The sequence below is a fragment of the Sagittula salina genome, assembly GCF_017813235.1.
GTDB classification, from domain to species: domain Bacteria; phylum Pseudomonadota; class Alphaproteobacteria; order Rhodobacterales; family Rhodobacteraceae; genus Sagittula; species Sagittula salina.
The window spans coordinates 1-18,226 of sequence record NZ_JAGISH010000022.1 but is presented as its reverse complement, the minus strand read 5'-3'; the positions used below and the strand labels follow the sequence as shown (position 1 = coordinate 18,226).

Here is an 18,226-nt window from a genome sequence, read left to right as displayed (position 1 = left end):
GCGGAAAGCGCGCGGCACGGCAAGCGGCGCGGATAAAACCTGCCGGGAAGGCCCAGCCGTCAGGGTGCCTCGGTGGGCGTTTGATGCATGAAGACGCTTGTGGCAGGGGCCGCGCGGCCCCGCGTGGCCGATCGTCGCGGGCGCGCACCGAATGCAATTTTGCCTTCAGGCGCGGGTCGGGGGGGCGCCTTCCGACGTTTTTGCCCTCCGGGCCAGACGTTTGCTCGGGGTCCGTCGGGCCGCCGGTGGGCTTCGCCAGTCAAGCCTCCTCCGCCCGGCGGCGCCCCTCCGTGCGCTGCAAAAGCGCGAGGTTCCAGACGCCGCGAATCCTGCAGGTGCGATTGCCGTCTCAGGTTGCCGTGAATTTTTGCCGCAGTGAGGTTATACGCGTCCAACAATGAGCAGTGCTCGAAGTTTGCGTGATGAGTTCGCTCTCACACACTGCCGGGCGGCGAGGCGGCCGCGTCCGGGCAGCGGAGCTGGCTGGAAAAATGCGTCCGCGTGGCGGTCGCGGCATTGGAGCGCTGAGGAAGTCCAACCGCGCTCTGGTCGCGGCGGGATGCACCTTCTGTGGCTCGGCATCGGGCGGGGGCGGCGAGAAACCATGTGGGTTACATGCTGTGCAGAGCCTGGCCCCTGGCGTCGAACCTGTGGATTTTTCCCGTTGCGAAGGCAAGGCCGAGCGGCGTTCCGGGTGCCAGGTCTGTGTCGCCCTTGATGCGCACCGTGATCTGGCCCGCTGTGCCGCAGTCAACGATGAGGAAGGTATCGGCGCCAAGGTATTCCACCACGTCGACCACGCCGTCAAGCGCGCCCGCGCCGTGAGGGACCACCGTAATATGTTCGGGACGGGCGCCGAGGCTGGCTGCGCCGCGTCCAGCCTCGTCCTGCCCGACGGCGCCGGCCGGGAACACGTTCATCTTCGGACTGCCGATGAACTGCGCAACAAAGAGGTTCTCGGGCCGTTCATAGAGCGCCCTAGGGGTGCCGATCTGCGCGATGCGCCCCGCCTCCAGCACCACGATCCGGTCCGCGAGGGTCATTGCCTCCACCTGGTCGTGGGTGACGTAGATCATCGTGGCCCCGAGCGAATGGTGCAGCTTGGCGATTTCGTAGCGCATCTCCACGCGCAGCGCTGCGTCAAGGTTCGACAGCGGTTCGTCGAAAAGGAACGCCGTCGGGTCGCGCACGATGGAACGGCCGATGGCCACCCGCTGGCGCTGCCCGCCGGAAAGGTCCTTCGGGCGCCGGTCGAAGTAGGGCACCAGTTTCAGAACCTCGGCGGCCCGGTTCACCTTCTCGTCGATCTCGGTTTTCGGCGCGCCAGCGGCCTTCAGCGAAAAACCCATGTTGTCGCGCACCGACATGTGGGGATAAAGCGCGTAGCTCTGAAAGACCATTGTCAGGCCGCGTTTAGACGGTGCCTCGGCGGTGGCGTCGCGGCCGTCGATCATGATCTGGCCGCGCGATGTCTCCTCGAGGCCGGCGATCATCCGCAGAAGGGTCGATTTTCCGCAGCCTGACGGGCCGACGAAAATGATGAACTCGCCTTCTTCGATCCTCAGATCGACGCCCTTGATGACCTGCACGTTACCGAACCACTTCTCGATCGATTTCAACTCGATGCTGGACATGTGATCCCTTTCGTCGTCGGAGAGGCCCAGGCCAGCCAGGTGGCGGCGGTCCATGTGAAATCGCGCCCGCCTGCCGGGCTGCCATCGCGCGGGTCGAAATATTCGGCGAAGCCGCCGGTCGCGATGACATCGGCGGTGTTGCGGCGCAGCGCCTCGGCGCGGGCGGCGTGGCCGGCTTCGGCCAGCCCGATGGCGATGAGCCAGTTCATCATTGCCCAGACCGGTCCACGCCAGTAGCGGCGGGGTTCATAGGCGTGGTGCCCGGGGTCGGTAGAGGGCATGCCGAAGCGCACGGCACCCATGATCCGGTCGTAATGCCCGAGCATCCGGTCGCCGCCGACCCCCGCGTACCACGCGAGGTGCGAGGCGTTGGAGATCACCCCGGAATGACGCCCCGTTCGGATGTCGAGACAGTCGTAGGAGCCGATATCCGGGTTCCATAGATGCTCCGATCCCGCAGCGAGGGCTGTGATCCAGCTTTCGATTTCGCAGTTCGGTTCTCCCATCGCCTGGCAAAGCGCCAGCAGATCGCGGTTGGCGCGCAACAGCGTGAAAGTCATGGTCGGGTCCGCGACGCGGAAGGGGGAGGCGGATTTGATATGCGCCTCGTCCCAACGGCTCTCCCGCCCGATCTTCACGAGGTAGAGATAGCGGTCGTAATCGTAGGAGCGGGGGCGTTCGTCCTCTGCCACATGGGAGGTGTCGCGCCGGGCGTAGTCGTCTATCCCCTCCGGTTGGATCGCGGCGAATGGCGCGTCCCAGTCCGGCGTGTTGTCGCGGCCCGTTTCCCAGGGGTGGCTGACACAGATCGCGCCATCCTCGCCGCGCCAGTCAAAGAACCATCGGTGCCAGTCGCACAGTTTCGGAACCAGCGCGCGAACGTGGGCCTCACCGGCGGGGCGGTCGCGCTCGTACAGCGCACGGATGAAGGTGGCGGCGATGGGCGGTTGCGAGATCCCCGAGGAGGGCAGAGGGCCGGTGCCGCCCCAGACGTCCGGTCCGGGGAAGTACGAGGGATCTACCTTGTGGAACAGGATGTGCGGCACCATGCCATTTGCCCATTGGCCGGAGAAAAGCGTTTCGATCTCCGCCCAGGCGCGCGGAAGGTCGTGTTCGGCAAAACCCATGGCGGCAAAGACGCTGTCCCAGTTCCACTGGTAGGGATAGAGTCCCGCAGTCGGCACGGTGTAGCCGCCACGGTCGTTGCGCGCCAGAATGGCGCGGGCCCTGGTATCGAGATCAGGCATTTGGCCACGCCCCCCCGGCGCCGGGCGTTTTCCCGACGCATTCGTCATTCAAACCGGTAATTCCGTGGGGATGAGGCGCCAGTGGCGCGGCTACAGGTCGAATTCGGAGCCTTTCAATTGCTTTTTGTCCCATTCTTCAGCCTTTCACGCTGCCAGCCGTCAGGCCCTTTGTCATAAACCGCTCCAGCCCGAGGAAGATCGCCATGATCGGCAGCGTGGCGATGACCGAGCCGGCCATCAGGTGCTGGCGCGGGATTTCGGAGGAGTTCAGCGAGGCGATGCCGCGTGTCAGGGTGAACTTTGACGGGTCGTCAAGCAGCATGAAGGCCAGCAGGAACTCGTTCCAGGCGATCATGAAGACGTAGAGAGACACGGAGGCCAGCGCGGGAAGCGATAGGGGCATGGTGATCTTCCAGATCACCTGCAGGCGCGTGAGCCCGTCCATCAGCCCAGCTTCCTCGATCTCGGCGGGCAGCCCGCGAAAGTATCCCTGCAGCATGTAAAGGGCGACGGGAATGGTCGTAACCGGGTAGATCATCACGATCCCGGCGATGGAATTTCGCAAGCCGGTCATGGAGAAGGCGATGTAGATCGGCAGGGCGAGAACGATCATCGGCACCATGTAGATCAGCAGAATCGATCGCGAGAACAGCGCCCGCCCGCGGAACCTCAGCCGTGCCACGGCGTAGGCGCCGGGGATGGCGAAGGCTAGCGTGATGAGCACCGTCAGCACGGAGATATAAAAGGAGGTCCAGAGGTATTCGCCAAAGCGAAAGTCGCGGATCAGCTCGATGTAGGAACGGAAAAGCCCCCAACCCTGACTGAGGTCGATGGAGAAATCCAGCGGGTTTTGAATCAACTCGGCCTGGTTCTTCAGCGAGGTCATCACCATGACGTAGAAGGGAATGACGACGATGGCGGTGAAGACGATATAGCCGGTCGCCATGAGAAACTGGATCAGCGCGCCCTCGAACTCGTGGCGGGTGAGGTGCCCCGTGGGCATGTCCTGCACGAAGCGCGCCAGCGGCCACCCGAAGCCGATCCCGATTGCCAGCGCTGTCAGTGCCAGCGACAGGAAAGAAACGCCGATTCCCGTGACCGCTGGCCCGACACCCATCGCAAGCAGCACCCCCGTCGCCACCACACCAAGCGCCGGGGTGGTCCGAAGCGATTGCAGGTGCAGCGCTGCGACGCCAAGGAGTGCGCCCAGAAGAAGCGCCCCGATCACCGAGGGCCGGAAGGCCGCCCCGGTAGCAAAGGACATGGCGACCGAAACGGTCGTGGCGACGATGATCATCCAGAGCGCGCCAAGGACTGGCGCGGTGACGTATCCGTGGCGCAGCACTTTCACAGGCCCTCCTCCCGGCTGATGAACTTGAAGAAGAAGACGGAGAACAACAGCAGGCAGCCGAAGATCACCACTGCCACCGCTGCGCCCGCGCCGATGTTCGACAATGCAAAGGACTGTTCGTAGACGTTCACCGTCAGCGTCCGCGTCCCCGCGTTGCCTCCCGTCAGCAGGAAGATGTCGTCGAACTTGTTGAAGGTCCAGATGAAGCGCAGCAGGAACAGCACCGACAGAATGCCCAGCAGCATCGGCAGACTGAGATACCAGAACTTCTGGAATGGCGAGGCGCCGTCCATCTCGGCGGCTTCGTACATGTCGGTGTCGATCGACTGCATCCGGGCGAGGATGAAAAGGAATGACAGCGGAAAATAGCGCCAGATTTCGAAGGCGGTCACCGTGACAAGCGCTAGCGGCTTCTGGCCGAAGAAATTGATTGGCGCGCCGGTCACGCCCATCTGCACCAGGAGCGCGTTCAACGACCCCGAGAACGGGTCGAGCAGCAGCAGCCACGCAAAGGCCACGGCGATGACCGGCGCCACATAGGGAAACAGGTAGAGCCCGCGCAGGATGCCCTGCCCGCGGAATGAGTGGTTCAGCAGCAAGGCGGCGAAGAGCCCTGCGACCAGTGTACCGATAGTGCCGAACACGGTGTAAAAGAGCGTCACACCCAGGACGCTCCAGAACTCGCCGCCGTCGAAGATCGCCCTGAAATTGCCGAGGGTGAAGTCGTTCGAGGTCAAGACCGATTGTGCGTCGCCGGTAAGGATGACGGCGGTGGCGTCCACGTCCGTACCGTTGTCGAAATAGGCTTGGTCCACGATCACGGGAATCTCCAGCGTTTCCCGATAGCCGCCCTCCCAATCGCCGAAATTGCAGCGGAAGTGTGAACCCTCAAGCGTGCAGCGAGGGTCGATCTCCCTTGCCGTCAACCCATCGGTCCAGATGTCCGTCAGGGCCACGCGGCTGATCGTCTGGTCCTGGCTGGAGTTGCGCAGGCGATAGCGCAGGGTAGCCTCGTCACCGGCCGCTTCGGGACGCCCACGCAAGTCCTCTCGCGCAACCGGGGCGGGGGCGCGCAGATCGGCAAGCTGGACCGGTTTGACGCTGATCCAGAACACCGCAAGCAGCGGCAGGATCACAACGGCGGCGACGGCGAATAGCGTCGGCGCAAGCAGCGACCAGGCCAGACGTGCCTCCCGACGCGCCAACGGGCCGGTCGCGGCGGGTGGGCCAGTCGTGGGGCCAGTCGTTGGGCCAGTCGTGGGGCCAGTCGTGGGGCCTGCGGGTCTGGTGTGGTCAGGCATGGTATCGCCCCGGCTACTGAGGGGAGGCGGGCCAGTGAAGGCCCGCCCCGCCGGGCGCGATCACTCGATCTTGCTCAGCTCGTCGTTCATCTTCGCCACGGCGGCAGGGGCGTCTATGGTGCCGTCGATGTACTCCCGCACTACGCGATTGATGACCTGGCTGTTGATCATCTTGGAGGCCAGCGCCAGCTGGCCTTCCTCCACGCCCCAGCGCTGCGCGGTGTCGAGGCCACCGACGATCTCGTCGATCATGTCCTGCGCATACAAGTCGCCCAGCGGTGCCTTGCGGTCCACGCCGACGGGAAGGGTGGCCCAGGCTTCGACGAATTCGTTGGGGGTGTCAGCGGTCCCGCGACGAACCGGAAACTTGCCTTCGGGTGCGATGGACAGCGTGTCCATGTAGCCTTCGCCCATGGAGAATTCGACGAACTCCATCGCCACGTCGGTGTCGGCGTCGGAGGTGATGCCGAAGTAGCGCAGGTCGCCCCAGGCCGCGCCATCGGGGTTCGAGGGGCCGGCAAAGGTCGTCACGATCCCGGTCTTCGACGCCAGTTCGGGGGAAGCGGGATCGTCGTTGATCGTGGGCGGTGCACTGTCCCGCAGGCCAGCGAGTTCGTCGAGGATGAAGGGCGACCAGATGATCATCGCGGCGTTGCCGGAGAAATACAGCGAACGCGACTGGTCCCAATAGAGGTCACCCGGCGGCGAGGCCGCGGCCAGTTTCTTGTAGAACTCCAGCACCTCGATGGTCTTCGCCTCATCGAGCGGCGCGAACCCGGCGTCGCCGACCGGGGTCACACCGTTGGCCAGAAAGACGTGCTCCAGCACCTGGCTCATAAAGTTCTCGTCCACCTTGGTGGCGGCGACGAAGCCGAACATCTTCGGCGGGTTGTGCAACGCGTCGATGGCCGTTTCGACCGCGCCGTAGGTTGTCGGAGCCTCCAGACCATTCTCCTCGAACAGGTCCTTGCGGTAGATGATCATCTGCGTCCAGCCGTCAACCGGGACGGAGGCCTGTCCGCCATCCACCGCCACCATCGCCAGCGCGCCCGGAGCGAAGGTATCGGCACCGAGGTTCTCCACCACGTCGGTCGCGGCGTCTGTATCGAGAATGCCCGCCTCCGCCCACGGCAGGGCGTATTGCAACGTGTGATAGATCACGTCCGGTAGGTCGCCCGCCGCAAAGGCGGCGGTCGCACGGGTCCCGAGATCGCTTTCGGTGACGGGGATGACCTCGACTGCATTGCCGGTGGCCTTGGCGAATTCCTCCGCCATGGCCTGTTGCTTGGCCAGCCGTTCGGGTTGTTCCTCGGTGGTCCAGAACCGGATGGTGTCGGCCCCTGCGGTGGTGGCGCTCAGCACGAGCGCCATGGCCGCACCCGACCACATGCCTCTCTTGAAGCGTGTCATGGATTCCTCCCTGTTGGTTGATTGTTTTGGGGCTTTCAGCGTTGCCCTCCGCGTGCTCGCAGCGCCGCCGTGCTGCAGCCGCCCCCGGCGACATCGTGACCGATGTACGCATTCGATGGCCCATCGGCGCCGCATCGTCAGGGACGGATACGAAGTGATCACACACCGTAGCGCGGCGTCGGGCCAGGGGGTCTGGCTAATAGCAGGCAAACGATTCTCCTCCAAGTTTAACTGGAGCGTCCCAAATCGCTTCCGGCAAGGTTCAAATGCCATTGCTGGTGATTTCTCTGACCTGTTGACCAATAAATAAGTGACCGGTGGGGAGAACCGCTGGCCGATCGGTTGCATTGCAGCGCCGAGGGCGGGGCGCTGCCCCTGCCGGGCGCGATATGATTCCGAACATTCTGCCGTTGACCGACGCCGTGTCCAAATTGGGATGCATTGGCGAGACTACGCGGTGGTGTTCTTGAGACGGCCGGTAGGGTGTCATTTTGCCAAAATGGTGTTGCCCCCGCCGAACTGCCAAAGGGCGGTTTCGACATCGTCTGCTAGATCGTCGAACATCTCGGCATGGCGGGAATCCAGCCGAAGACGGCCGGCCGACCGCTCTGATCCGAGGGCGGGCGGCCGTTTTCTGGCCCGTGATTTTGGATGCCCGTGATCCAGAGGGCCAGCGCGGACGGTCGCGCTAGGGCGCTGCGCCCCCGAACGTGCCTGCGCCCCACAGCCCACCAAGAACCGCCAAGAGCGCGCCTGCGAAGCCGGAAAGCATCACGAGTCCGTCGCGGTAGAGCATGCCGAGGCCAAAGAGTGCTATGACCACCATCGGGCCGGTCGTCGCGAAAGGTACCAGTTCCAGAGGCGGCACGGTGAGCAGCAGGCCGAGGATCACGATGCCGGCGGCCCGACGCCCCGCGGATCCCGCGAAGCGTGACAGGCGCTTGTTCAGGGTGGCATCGATACGGGCAGAAATCGGTTTCAGCCATTTCAGGGCCTTCAGCACTTTTGCCGCCGTCAGCTGCCGTCGGCGTAACCAGTCGGGCGCATAGAAGTGCTCGTACCCCATCAGCAAGCGAGTTGTGATGATCGCGAGCAGAAGGGCGAGAGCCGTGGGCACCCCGGGGATGCCTCCGAGGGGGGTGATTTCGATCAGTGGGAGTACCGCCAGGACGGCGCCGTAGCCGCGCTGGTCGAGCGCGTCGACCAATTGACCCACGCCGATACGGCCATTGCGCGACTCTTTCGCCGCCTTTTCCAGTTCCGCGATGACGTCGCCGAGTGCGCCGTCTTTCTGCATCTTTCTGCTCCTCCAGGGGACAGCGCCAGGATCGGTCCCCGCCACAGGCATGAAAAGACCGGCGCACCCTGCGCCGGTCCGCGACCGGGATGAACCCGGTCCTGTTTCAGCCTCAGGCGGCGGCCTGCTCCATCCAGGCGCGGTGGCGGCGTTCATCCGCCAGACCCTTTTCGAGAACCGGACGCCAGGTGGCGTCGATCACCGCGTTTGACAACGCATTTTCGTAGGCGGAAACGGTGTCGTCCTCGTTGGTCTTCATTGCCCCGATCACGGCGTCGTCACCGAACAGATTGGCCAGGGCGACCTTGCCGGTCGTCAGCCATTCCTTGATGTCGCCTTCCTCCGGGAGAGGCACACCGATGCTCCGGCCCAACTCGCTCAGGGCGCGGATGTGATCGTCGTGATCGCGACGGAATTCCTCGATCCTCGCCCGGTGATCCGGGTTGTCGATCTTTTCGAGCGTGCTGTCATAAGCCGCGATGGCATCGCGTTCGAGCAGCATAAGGTTGCGCAGCAGGTCAGATTGCTGGTTTTCCGTTCCAACTGTGGTCACCATGGTTGGTCTCCTTCTGGATCGAGGGGGTTACTGCTGTTCGTTCTGGGTGCCGGAATTTGGCCGCGCCTTGCCGAGGCTGGGCTTCTGACCCAACGGTTCCGGCTTGTCGCGCTTGCTGAATTCGCCGCGCCCGTCGAGGGAGGGACCAGCGGTCCAGCGGCCTTCGGGAGTAGGTTCGTCCAGCGAGGTGTTCAGGAAGTAGTAGGAGTGTTCTGTCGCCTCGTGTTCTTCCGGCGTGGAGTTCGGGATGGGCAACTGCTTTTCCATGCCGCCGAGTTCCTCGATCACCGCCATCCATTGCTGCTGGTGCATGGTATCGCGTGCGATGAGGAACGAGAGCATGTCCTTCATGCCTGCATCGTCCGTCATGTTGTAAAGCCGCGATGCCAGAACACGCCCACCGCTTTCGGCCATGGCATTTGCCAGCATGTCGGCACCAAGGTTCCCGGTGGCATAGACGTGACTCATGTCGAAGGGCACGCCATTGGCATTCACCGGCATGGCCGAAAGCCCGGAAGACAGGATGTGGCGCGGGTTGGCGCCGCCCATGATCGCGTTGACGACCGGATCCTTCGCGGCCTCTTCCTGAACGGTGAGCGGCGCGCCTTCGAGGTTCAGCGCCACGGCGTGGCCAAGAAACTCGATGTGCGACAGCTCTTCGGTTGCTGTCATCATGAGCATGTCGCGGTACTTGTCATCGCCGCGCGCCCCCATTGCCTGAAAGAAGTACTGCATGGCGACACGAATTTCGCCTTCGACGCCGCCGATGGCCTGCTGCAGGTATTTCGCGAACTGGGGATCCGGGGTGTCGACGCGAACCTTGTATTGCAGCTTGCTTGAATGATGAAACATATCGAACTCCTTAAGTTGTCGGGCAGAAGAAAAACACCCATCTGGATTTGCCGTTCCGACGACTGACGCGCGGGCATTCGGACCGGCGGAATGGTGCCAGCCTTTGAAGCCGGTATTTTGGAAAAAAGGAGCGCCCGGCCTTGGCAGTCGGGCGTCCAATGGTGGCGCTGTCGCTGATTGTACGTTCCGGCCGTGCGCCGGGGGGCTTAACTGCCGACGATGATCCCGCCGTTCGGATGCAAGGTCTGGCCGGTGAAGTAGCTGCCATCGTCCGAGGCGAGGAAGAGGTAGGATGTCGCCACCTCCCATGGTTGGCCTGCACGGGCCATGGGAACCTGCTCGCCGAAACCTTCGACCATGTCCGCAGGCATGGATCCGGGGATGAAGGGCGTCCAGATCGGCCCGGGCGCCACCGTGTTCACGCGGATGTTGCGCTCCACCAGTTGCGTGGCGATGGAGCGGGCGAACGCTGTGATCGCGCCGCGGGTCGAGGAGTAATCGACCAGATGCGCGTTGCCCTTGAACGCGTTGACCGAGGCGGTGTTCACGATGGCCGCCCCGTCGGGCAGGTGGTCGAGCGCCGCCTGCGTGCAGAAGAAATAGCCCATCACGTTACTGTCGAAGGTTTGGCGCAGTTGTTCCTCGCTGATGTTGCGCAGGTCCGGTTCGTGGAATTGCTGGGCAGCGTTGTTGACGAGGATGTCGAGGCCGCCGAAATGCGCGGCGATCTGGTTCACGGCATCGAATGCCTGATCGCGTTGACCGATGTCGGCCCGGACGAGTTTGCAGTTTGTGCCTTCTTCCTCGACGATGCGGGCGGTGTCCTCGGCGTCGCGGTCCTCGTTCAGGTAGATGATGCCGATGTCGGCGCCCTCGCGGGCGAAAAGCGCGGCCACCGCGCGGCCGATGCCGCTATCGCCGCCGGTGATGATGGCCACCTTTCCCTTCAGTTTGCCGACGCCGGGATGGCGCGGGCGGAAGTCCGGGGCCGGATCCATGCGGTGCTCGGCTGCGGGCATCGATTCCTGCGTCTGGGCGGGGATTTCGGGATGGTTGCTCATCGCTGGCTCCTGTTTTGACGGTCTGACCCGACAACGACCGGGATGTTCGGCGGTTCCGATCGCCGTCCATCGACAGGCGGCAGGCGGAAGAGGGGGACGTCGGCGGCGGGTTGGCCGGGCAGCGAGCCAGATCGAAGTGATCTCTTGGCGCCGCGCGTGCTGAAAGTGGGGCGGCTAAGCGGCGGGAAATCGCATCTTTTTCCCTGATTGCGGTCGCCGCGGTCGCGCTATGCACGCATACTGTTTGCCAAGCTCCACCAAACGTATATTTGTGGGGTAACTTCAGTGTGGAGGCCGCAGATCTTGATACGCATTCCCTTTCTCGACGGAACCATGTCCAGGGGAGGGGAGGGTGCCGGCCGCAGCGATTTGAAGGCCGCTCTTCTGGAGAGCGAAGCACGCTACCGGGTCCTCTTCGAGGCGATCGACGACGGTTTCTGCGTCATCCAGTTCACCGACGGTCCGGATGGGCCCTTGACGGACTACGTCCATATCGAGGCGAACTCGGGCTACGCCCGCCACACCGGGATATCCGGTATCGTCGGCAAGACCGTGTTTGACGTCGCGCCGAACGATGGGCGGGAATGGGTGAAGCTTTTTCGCACGGTGCTGGATACCGGAAAGCCGATCCGCTTCGAGCGGGAGTTTTCCGAGGTGGGGCGCTTTATCGAAGTGGCCGCGACCCGCGTGGAACCGGCAAGCCTTCACCAGGTGGCGGTACTGTTCCGCGACATCACCGATCGCAAGCGGGCGGAGGCAGAACTGCGGGCGAGCGAAAAGCGCGCGCGCGAGAACGAACAGCGGGTGCATCTTGCGCTGGCAGCGGGCGCGATCGTCGGGACGTGGGTCTGGGAGATCCCCACGGATTCCTTTGTGGTCGACGACTCGTTCTGCGGTGCGATGGGGCTCGACGCGGCGCAGGACCGTGATGCGCTGAGCGTCGAGATCATCGTGCAGAACGTGCATCCCGACGACAAGGACTACCTGATGGCGCACATCCGCAAGGCGCTGGACACGGGCGGTCCTTATGCGCAGCAATTCCGCGTCCTGCGCGCCGACGGGACATATCACTGGCTTGAAGCCAGCGGCCGGGTAGAAATGGATGAAGCCGGGGCCGCGGTCACATTTCCGGGCGTGCTGATCGATATCAGCGAACGGCTTGCCGTGGAGGCGGAGCGGGACCGCGTGGCGGATGAGCTTTTCCGGCTGAACGAGACGCTGGAGCAACGCGTCGCGGAACAGACTGCCGCACTGATCGCCAAGGAAGAAGAACTGCGGCAAGCCCAGAAGATGGAGGCCATCGGGCAGCTTACCGGCGGCGTTGCGCATGACTTCAACAACCTGCTTGCAGCGATCCGCGGGTCGCTGGACATGGTGCAGACCCGGATCGAGCAGGGCCGGCCGGACGATCTGGAACGTTACATCAATGCGGCCCAATCCGCCGCCGGGCGCGCCGCGACGCTGACGCAGCGCCTGCTGGCCTTTTCGCGTCGCCAGTCCCTCGATCCGAAGGTCACCGACCTGCTGCACCTGACCCGCGGCATGGAAGAGTTGGTTGAGCGGACGGTTGGGCGGCATATCGAGGTTCAGACCTTTGCCGAGGAAGACCTCTGGCGGGCGCTTGTCGACCAGAACCAGCTGGAGAGTGCCCTGCTTAATCTGTGTATCAACGCGCGTGATGCGATGCCGGGGGGGGGGCAGCTGAATATCTCTCTCACCAACCGCCGGTTGGCCCCGGCGGAGGCTGCCGAACTGAAGCTTGTGGCCGGGGATTACGTCCTGATCTCCGTAACGGATAGCGGTTCCGGTATGAGCGCTCAGGACATTGCGCGGGCCTTCGATCCGTTCTTCACCACGAAACCGATGGGGGAGGGGACGGGCCTTGGACTCTCAATGGTGTATGGGTTCGTGCAGCAAACCGGCGGCCATGCCTCGATCCGCTCGAAGCTGGGGCAGGGCACGAGTGTGGACCTTCTCTTGCCGCGCTCCGAAATCGCCGAAGAGCCCGTCGCGGTGGCTACCGATCGCGCAACGCCGCTGCCGCCGGCCGCGACGGGTGCGACAATTCTCGTGGTCGAGGACGAAGTGCTCGTGCGGATGGTGGTTGTGGATGCGCTCAGAGATTGCGGGTTCGAGGTGATCGAGGCTGGCAGCGGTCCCGAAGCGCTTGAGGTCCTGAAGTCCGAGGCGGCGATCGACCTGTTGCTGACGGATATCGGATTGCCCAAGGGTATGAATGGGCGACAGTTGGCAGAGATCGCGCGCGAAATCCGGACCGGGCTGAAGGTAATCTTTGCCACGGGCTATGACGAAAGCACCGCCATGGGGGCCGGCAGCAGTACCTCTGACATCGAGGTGCTGCACAAGCCTTTCGATGTCGATGTCCTGACGTCGAGGGTGCGTAGCCTGCTGGCGGACTGAACGGCGTCCGCTCGCCCGCCGGGCGCTGTGGCCGGATTGCGAGCTGTTTGGCAGCCCGGCGCCAGTCGGCCCGACATGGCGTGCGGTGCGACGGCGATTTCCCCGCGCTTCGCGGAGGGGCGAGAGCCATGCGGTGCAGGGCTTTGACGCCGGGCGACGCTTTGCCGGAGGTTGAAAAGGACTGGAAGGCGGGGCAGAAACGTGAAACCAACGAGGCCCATGTATCCTTCGGAGTTGCTCGATGAAACTCGTGAAACGCCTCGTTCCCCGGTCGATCCGGCGCCGGTCGCAACTGTATCATGATCTCTTCGAGAAATATCTGAAGCACGACGACCTTGCCTTTGATGGTGACGATATCCGGCGCGATGTCGAAGAACGCTACGGGTATTCCGGTGACCTGCTGGATATTTACGTGGCGGGCAGCGCGCAGCTCATCCACAAATGGCACCACTATCTGCCGATCTACGAACGCTATTTCGCGCGTTGGCGCGGCAAGCAGGTCCGCTTTCTGGAAATCGGCGTTTCGCAGGGGGGATCGCTGTCGATGTGGCGGCGATACCTCGGAGACGATGCGATCATCTACGGCGTCGACATCGACCCGGCCTGCGCGCGGTTCGACGGCATCGACGGGCAGGTGCGGATCGGATCGCAGGACGATCCCGATTTCCTGCGCGGCGTGGTGGAGGAGATGGGCGGCGTCGATATCATCCTCGACGACGGCAGCCACGTCATGAAACATATCGAAGTTTCCCTCGAGACGCTGTTTCCGCTGCTGGTCGATGACGGCTGCTACATGATCGAGGACCTGCACACCGCGTATTGGAAATCCTTCGGCGGCGGTTTTCATCGCAAGGCGAACTTCTTCAACTATGTCCGTGACGTAATCGACGACATGCATCGCTGGTATCACGTGACCCCACCGCGCCACCCGCAGGTGTCGCTGGCGTGCAACTCGGTGCACGTTTACGACTCCGTGTGTGTCTTCGAAAAGTTCCCGCAGACGTCTCCCACGCATTCCCGCGTGCAGGCGAAGCCCTGACCACCGTCGAAAGCGAAGGCCGCCACATGTATGCCAGCGTGACCGATTATTCCCTGGCCGGGAACGAGACAAGGCCTGCGGACCCGGAGACCCATGCGCGCATCGCGGCCCTATGCTCTGCGCGGGGGTTGGGCCATTGCCTCGACCTCTCGGTGGGATCGGGCTGCGATCCGGGGGCGCAGGGGGTCGACACGCAGCACGTCCCGATCCGCAACGGTGCGGGGCCGGAAGGTGATCACCTTGACCTGACGCGAGTGGATCCGGGGGTGACAGGCAGGCTCCGGCAGCGCCGTGAAGGTCAGGGGGCATGGCTGACAACGTGCCTTGATACCCTTCACCGCATCGATCGCGAGCACCTGCCGGCAGCTTTGGCGAACCTCTCGGCGCTGACGGAGCGGTACGTGTTGGTCTCCGTGTCGACAAGCCCCGGTTCGGGAAAGACTGATGACTGTGCTTCGCTATTGCCGCTGAATACGTGGCTGCAGGCCTTCGGCACAGCGGGTTTTCGACTGGAGCAAAGCTTGCCCGTGCGCGGGGACACCACGGAGGGGGAAGGTGCTTGTGCAGCCTACTGGCGCAAGGCGGATATCTTTCGCGACCCTCATTCGAAGCATCTGTTGCTTCTGGAGAAGTCGGGGCCGTTCCCTGAAGGAGCCATTGCTGCCATCGGCGCGGTGGTCGATGTGGCCTACCGCGCGGCCAAAAGGCGGGACTTCGCGCCCGCTGGCGATCTGGATATTACGTTCAGCATGCACTTTTCGCAGGAATGGTCCCTGATCCGGCCCTTGCTGGACGTGGTTCCCCGCCACAGGGCGCGGGTGCTGATCCGTCGCGGTGGGCTTGATCCGCTGCTGGAGACGGCGGTCTGCGCTTTCCTGCGCCGGTGCAATGTGCCGGTCATCCGTTACAAGCATGCCGAGGAACTGCCGTGGCAGGATATCGCCGGGAGCGTTTTCATCTCGGGCGGGGAATCGAACCTCAGGGGCAAACATCTTCAGGCCTTCGACCTCGTCACTCGCGCACGAATGCATGGTTGCCCCACGTATCTGTTGCAACACGGGATCTGGCCGCGACCGTTCCCCGATCACATGGTTGCCTTCGCCTCTGAAAGGGTCGTGACCTGGGGGCGCGAAGAGCAGAGCCGTTTGCATGACAGCCGCCATTCGGTTTTCGGAATGGAATTGCCCTGGGGCGTTCTGGACGATGCTCAGAACGCATTGTTCGGCAGCCCGAAGTTCTGTGACCAATTGCTGGGCGCTTTCGCGTCGCTCGATCTGAAGTTCGGTTTCCCGCAGGAGTCCTATGATCGGGTCGTCATGCTGGGATCGAAGAACCTGCGCGGGCGGTGGGGGCTTGCGGACGGTACGGGCGGATTCATCGCCGCCCTGCAGCGCCTGTGTGAGCGCAATCCACGCACGATGTTTATTGTTCGCCCGCATCCGGCTGACAGTATTCTGCCTTATGCAGAACTTGGGCTAGAGAATACCCGCCTTCTGGACGAGACCATCAGCGCCATTGCCGACATGCCGTTGAACCGGATCGTCCCCGGGATCGACCTGCTGGTCACTTCGCCGTCGAGTTTCGTGATTGATGCCGCCGCCGCGGATAAGCCGGTATTCGTCTATGACACGGGCCAGCCGGTAGAACTGAAGGGGATCGAGGCGCGGCCGCTCGATGCGGTCAACGCGGCCCTGGCGGAGCCAGAGGGTCTGGCGCCTTTCCAAACCCAATCGGCGCGTCTGCGGGAGACCTATGCGGAAGCCGTCGACGAGACCTTTTATGCGCAGTTCGGACAGGAACTCGCACAACGCACGCCCCCACGTCTGGACCGGGGCGTGGCAATTTCTGCAACACTTGCCCACATGCTGAAAGAAGAGCGGGCCAAACGGACCGAACGCGGGAAGCTGGCCGGGCTTCCAGATCGTTTCGCCAAGTGGGTTGCGGATCGCAGGAAGGCGCGGAAAAAAGCCCGGCTTTGAGAAAATCGCCCTTATCGGTGGACCGGAAAGGGATCCGGCGCTACGGGCACAAATGTTGATGCAATCTCGAAAGGATTTTGAACATGACGTCTCTCGCGGTTTACGTGGGTTGGGACCCGCGCGAAGTGGATGCCTACAATGTCTGTGTGCATTCCATTCGGAAGAACAGCTCCATAGACCTCGATGTACGCGCCCTGAAGCTCGCGGATCTGCGTAAGGACGGGCTTTATGATCGCGAGACGGAGACACGCGACGGGCGTCTCTGGGATGCAATATCGGAAGCCCCGATGGCCACGGAATTCGCGATCACCCGGTTCTTCGCGCCGCTTCTGGCGGACCGAGACAGCATCGAAAGCGACTGGGTGCTGTTCTGCGATTGCGACTTCCTCTGGACTGGAGATGTGGCCGAACTGGTCGCCGAACTGGATCCGACCAAGGCGGTTATGTGCGTGAAGCACAACCACGCGCCTGTCGAATCCACCAAGATGGACGGTCAGCTGCAATTGCTCTACGCGCGCAAGAATTGGTCGAGCATGATGGTCTTCAACCGCAATCATCCGTCGAACAAGAAACTGACGGTGGAGCTGCTGAATTCTGTCCCCGGTCGCGATCTGCATCGCTTCTGCTGGCTGGAAGACGACGAGATCGGCGGCGTGTCGAAGGACTGGAACTGGCTCGAGGGCCACAGCCCGAAAACCGGCGACGTGCCGCGCGTCATCCATTACACCCGGGGCGGCCCGTGGATGGAGGGCTGGGAGGACGTGGACTACGGCGATCTGTGGCTACGCGCGCTCGAAGAGACCAGGTCCACGGTCTGAGATTGGTATGGGGGCAGGTTCATAGCGGCGCTGCCCCCATACCAAGCGGCCCATCGGACTTGCCCCTGCAACTTCATGCAGGTAGGGCGCGTTCGGGCAAACACGGGGATGCGATGTTGCATTGCCTTGAGAACCGTGCATTTCTCGCTTCAGCGTTGGAGGACACCGAGGCGCCCGGGACAGGGGGGTGCCCGGGGGTACGGGAGGCACATGCGTTTTTTCAAGAAATACGTTCGGCCATGGCTGCCGAAGGAAATAGACCGTCATCAAATGACGCTTCGGTTTTTGAGCGGCGGCCATTGGAACCACGGGATCGATGTGGGCGGCCGTCGGTCTGTTCTGCTGGACAAGCTGGCCGTGGACCGCAAGTACATACTCGATTTCCACAACGCGGCGGACCCGAAGTTCAGCGGCGATACGCTGTACCACAACCTAGAGCACGGACTCCCGAAGCCGGAGGGAACCGGAGGTTGGGATCTTGTCATCGCCAATGATGTGATCGAACATGTCGAAAACAAGCAGCGGCTGGTTGATGACATCTTCGGTAACTGCCGTGGCGATGTCGTCATCTCACTGCCCAATACCCAACACTTCATCTATCTGAAGGGTCTCTTTCGCGGAGGCATGTCAAAGCAGTTCGTCTTTGACGTCGAAGACGGAATGGATCGTCATCGTTGGATCACCTACTATGACGACAACAAGGCTTGGCTGAATCGCAAGGCCGCGGAGCATGGTTTCGACCTCGTCGACTACGACGAAGGGTGGCGAACCGATGGCGCCCTGCATCTTCTGCTTCTTTTCCTGCGGGACCGGCGGAAGTACTTCGTCTTCAACCAGGTATTCCACTTCCGGAAGCGTGGTTGAACCGCGCGCTGCGTCCACGGGATGCCGACGGGGTGCAAAACGTCGGACGCCCATTGCGCAGGCGCGGCGAGGGGAGGGGAGCCCCATTCATTCGTAGTCCTGGCCAGGGAAGTGGAAGCGCAGGTCTTCCCGTCCGGGCCTCGGGAGGCGTAGCCCGGCGTTCACGGAATCTTCTCGGACCACCGAAAGATGGCCGATTCCCATCGTGTGGAGCGCCGATCCTCGGATGAGATCCGCTTGCTGCGCCATGCGATGAAAAAAGTCTTCGGCTAAGCTTATGATTTTGCGCTTGGTTTACTGGGGCTAAGACGCGAAGTCCGCGTTTCTGGAAGAAATCGCTTGCGCCTTTTGTTTGGTGGTCGTAGATACGCCTTCACCGGCGGCGCTGAGGTGCTG

At 63.0% G+C, this 18,226-nt stretch carries 14 protein-coding genes; 5 read left to right on the top strand and 9 right to left on the bottom strand.

The genetic code is table 11. From position 1 onward, the window contains the following. Window positions 1–611: 611 nt before the first annotated feature. From J5474_RS21540 to J5474_RS21500, 9 genes are all read right to left on the bottom strand, one after another. The gene (locus J5474_RS21540) at window positions 612–1,634 is read right to left on the bottom strand and encodes an ABC transporter ATP-binding protein (protein ID WP_209363966.1); all 1,023 of its coding nucleotides are present in this window, start codon (window positions 1,632–1,634) and stop codon (window positions 612–614) included. Then, window positions 1,616–2,881 (bottom strand): MGH1-like glycoside hydrolase domain-containing protein, encoded by a 1,266-nt coding sequence (locus tag J5474_RS21535; protein WP_209363965.1) that lies wholly within the window; start codon window positions 2,879–2,881, stop codon window positions 1,616–1,618. Before J5474_RS21535 ends, J5474_RS21540 begins: the two co-directional genes overlap by 19 nt. Window positions 2,882–3,017: 136 nt before the next feature. Next, window positions 3,018–4,232, bottom strand: coding sequence for a carbohydrate ABC transporter permease (locus J5474_RS21530; protein WP_209363964.1), 1,215 nt, complete (start codon window positions 4,230–4,232; stop codon window positions 3,018–3,020). Beyond that, complete coding sequence (locus tag J5474_RS21525; protein ID WP_209363963.1) at window positions 4,229–5,533, bottom strand: carbohydrate ABC transporter permease; 1,305 nt, start codon at window positions 5,531–5,533, stop codon at window positions 4,229–4,231. The genes J5474_RS21530 and J5474_RS21525 overlap by 4 nt, the downstream gene beginning before the upstream one ends. A gap of 60 nt (window positions 5,534–5,593) precedes the next feature. Beyond that, window positions 5,594–6,943 carry an ABC transporter substrate-binding protein gene (locus J5474_RS21520; protein ID WP_209363962.1) on the bottom strand — a complete coding sequence of 450 codons (1,350 nt, stop codon included), beginning with the start codon at window positions 6,941–6,943 and terminating at the stop codon, window positions 5,594–5,596. A gap of 688 nt (window positions 6,944–7,631) precedes the next feature. Next, window positions 7,632–8,240 (bottom strand): exopolysaccharide biosynthesis protein, encoded by a 609-nt coding sequence (locus J5474_RS21515; protein WP_209363961.1) that lies wholly within the window; start codon window positions 8,238–8,240, stop codon window positions 7,632–7,634. A gap of 112 nt (window positions 8,241–8,352) precedes the next feature. Continuing rightward, window positions 8,353–8,796 (bottom strand): DUF892 family protein, encoded by a 444-nt coding sequence (locus J5474_RS21510; RefSeq protein WP_209363960.1) that lies wholly within the window; start codon window positions 8,794–8,796, stop codon window positions 8,353–8,355. 27 nt (window positions 8,797–8,823) lie between these two features. Then, the gene (locus J5474_RS21505) at window positions 8,824–9,648 is read right to left on the bottom strand and encodes a manganese catalase family protein (RefSeq protein WP_209363959.1); all 825 of its coding nucleotides are present in this window, start codon (window positions 9,646–9,648) and stop codon (window positions 8,824–8,826) included. A gap of 206 nt (window positions 9,649–9,854) precedes the next feature. Then, a complete protein-coding gene (locus J5474_RS21500; protein WP_209363957.1) occupies window positions 9,855–10,709 on the bottom strand; it encodes an SDR family oxidoreductase in 855 nt (284 codons plus the stop codon). Between the two features lie 303 nt (window positions 10,710–11,012). Between J5474_RS21500 and J5474_RS21495 the strand changes: the two genes are divergently transcribed. The 5 genes from J5474_RS21495 (at window position 11,013) to J5474_RS21475 (ending at window position 17,830) form a co-directional block, all read left to right on the top strand. Next, window positions 11,013–13,130 (top strand): ATP-binding protein, encoded by a 2,118-nt coding sequence (locus J5474_RS21495; RefSeq protein ID WP_209363955.1) that lies wholly within the window; start codon window positions 11,013–11,015, stop codon window positions 13,128–13,130. Window positions 13,131–13,371: 241 nt separating this feature from the next. Continuing rightward, window positions 13,372–14,169 (top strand): class I SAM-dependent methyltransferase, encoded by a 798-nt coding sequence (locus tag J5474_RS21490; RefSeq protein ID WP_209363953.1) that lies wholly within the window; start codon window positions 13,372–13,374, stop codon window positions 14,167–14,169. Window positions 14,170–14,195: 26 nt separating this feature from the next. Then, window positions 14,196–16,148 carry a glycosyltransferase family protein gene (locus tag J5474_RS21485; protein ID WP_209363951.1) on the top strand — a complete coding sequence of 651 codons (1,953 nt, stop codon included), beginning with the start codon at window positions 14,196–14,198 and terminating at the stop codon, window positions 16,146–16,148. 83 nt (window positions 16,149–16,231) lie between these two features. Beyond that, window positions 16,232–16,966, top strand: a complete 735-nt coding sequence (locus tag J5474_RS21480; RefSeq protein ID WP_209363949.1) for a hypothetical protein — start codon at window positions 16,232–16,234, stop codon at window positions 16,964–16,966. Window positions 16,967–17,176: 210 nt separating this feature from the next. Continuing rightward, window positions 17,177–17,830 (top strand): class I SAM-dependent methyltransferase, encoded by a 654-nt coding sequence (locus J5474_RS21475; RefSeq protein WP_209363947.1) that lies wholly within the window; start codon window positions 17,177–17,179, stop codon window positions 17,828–17,830. The last annotated feature ends 396 nt before the right edge of the window (window positions 17,831–18,226 follow it).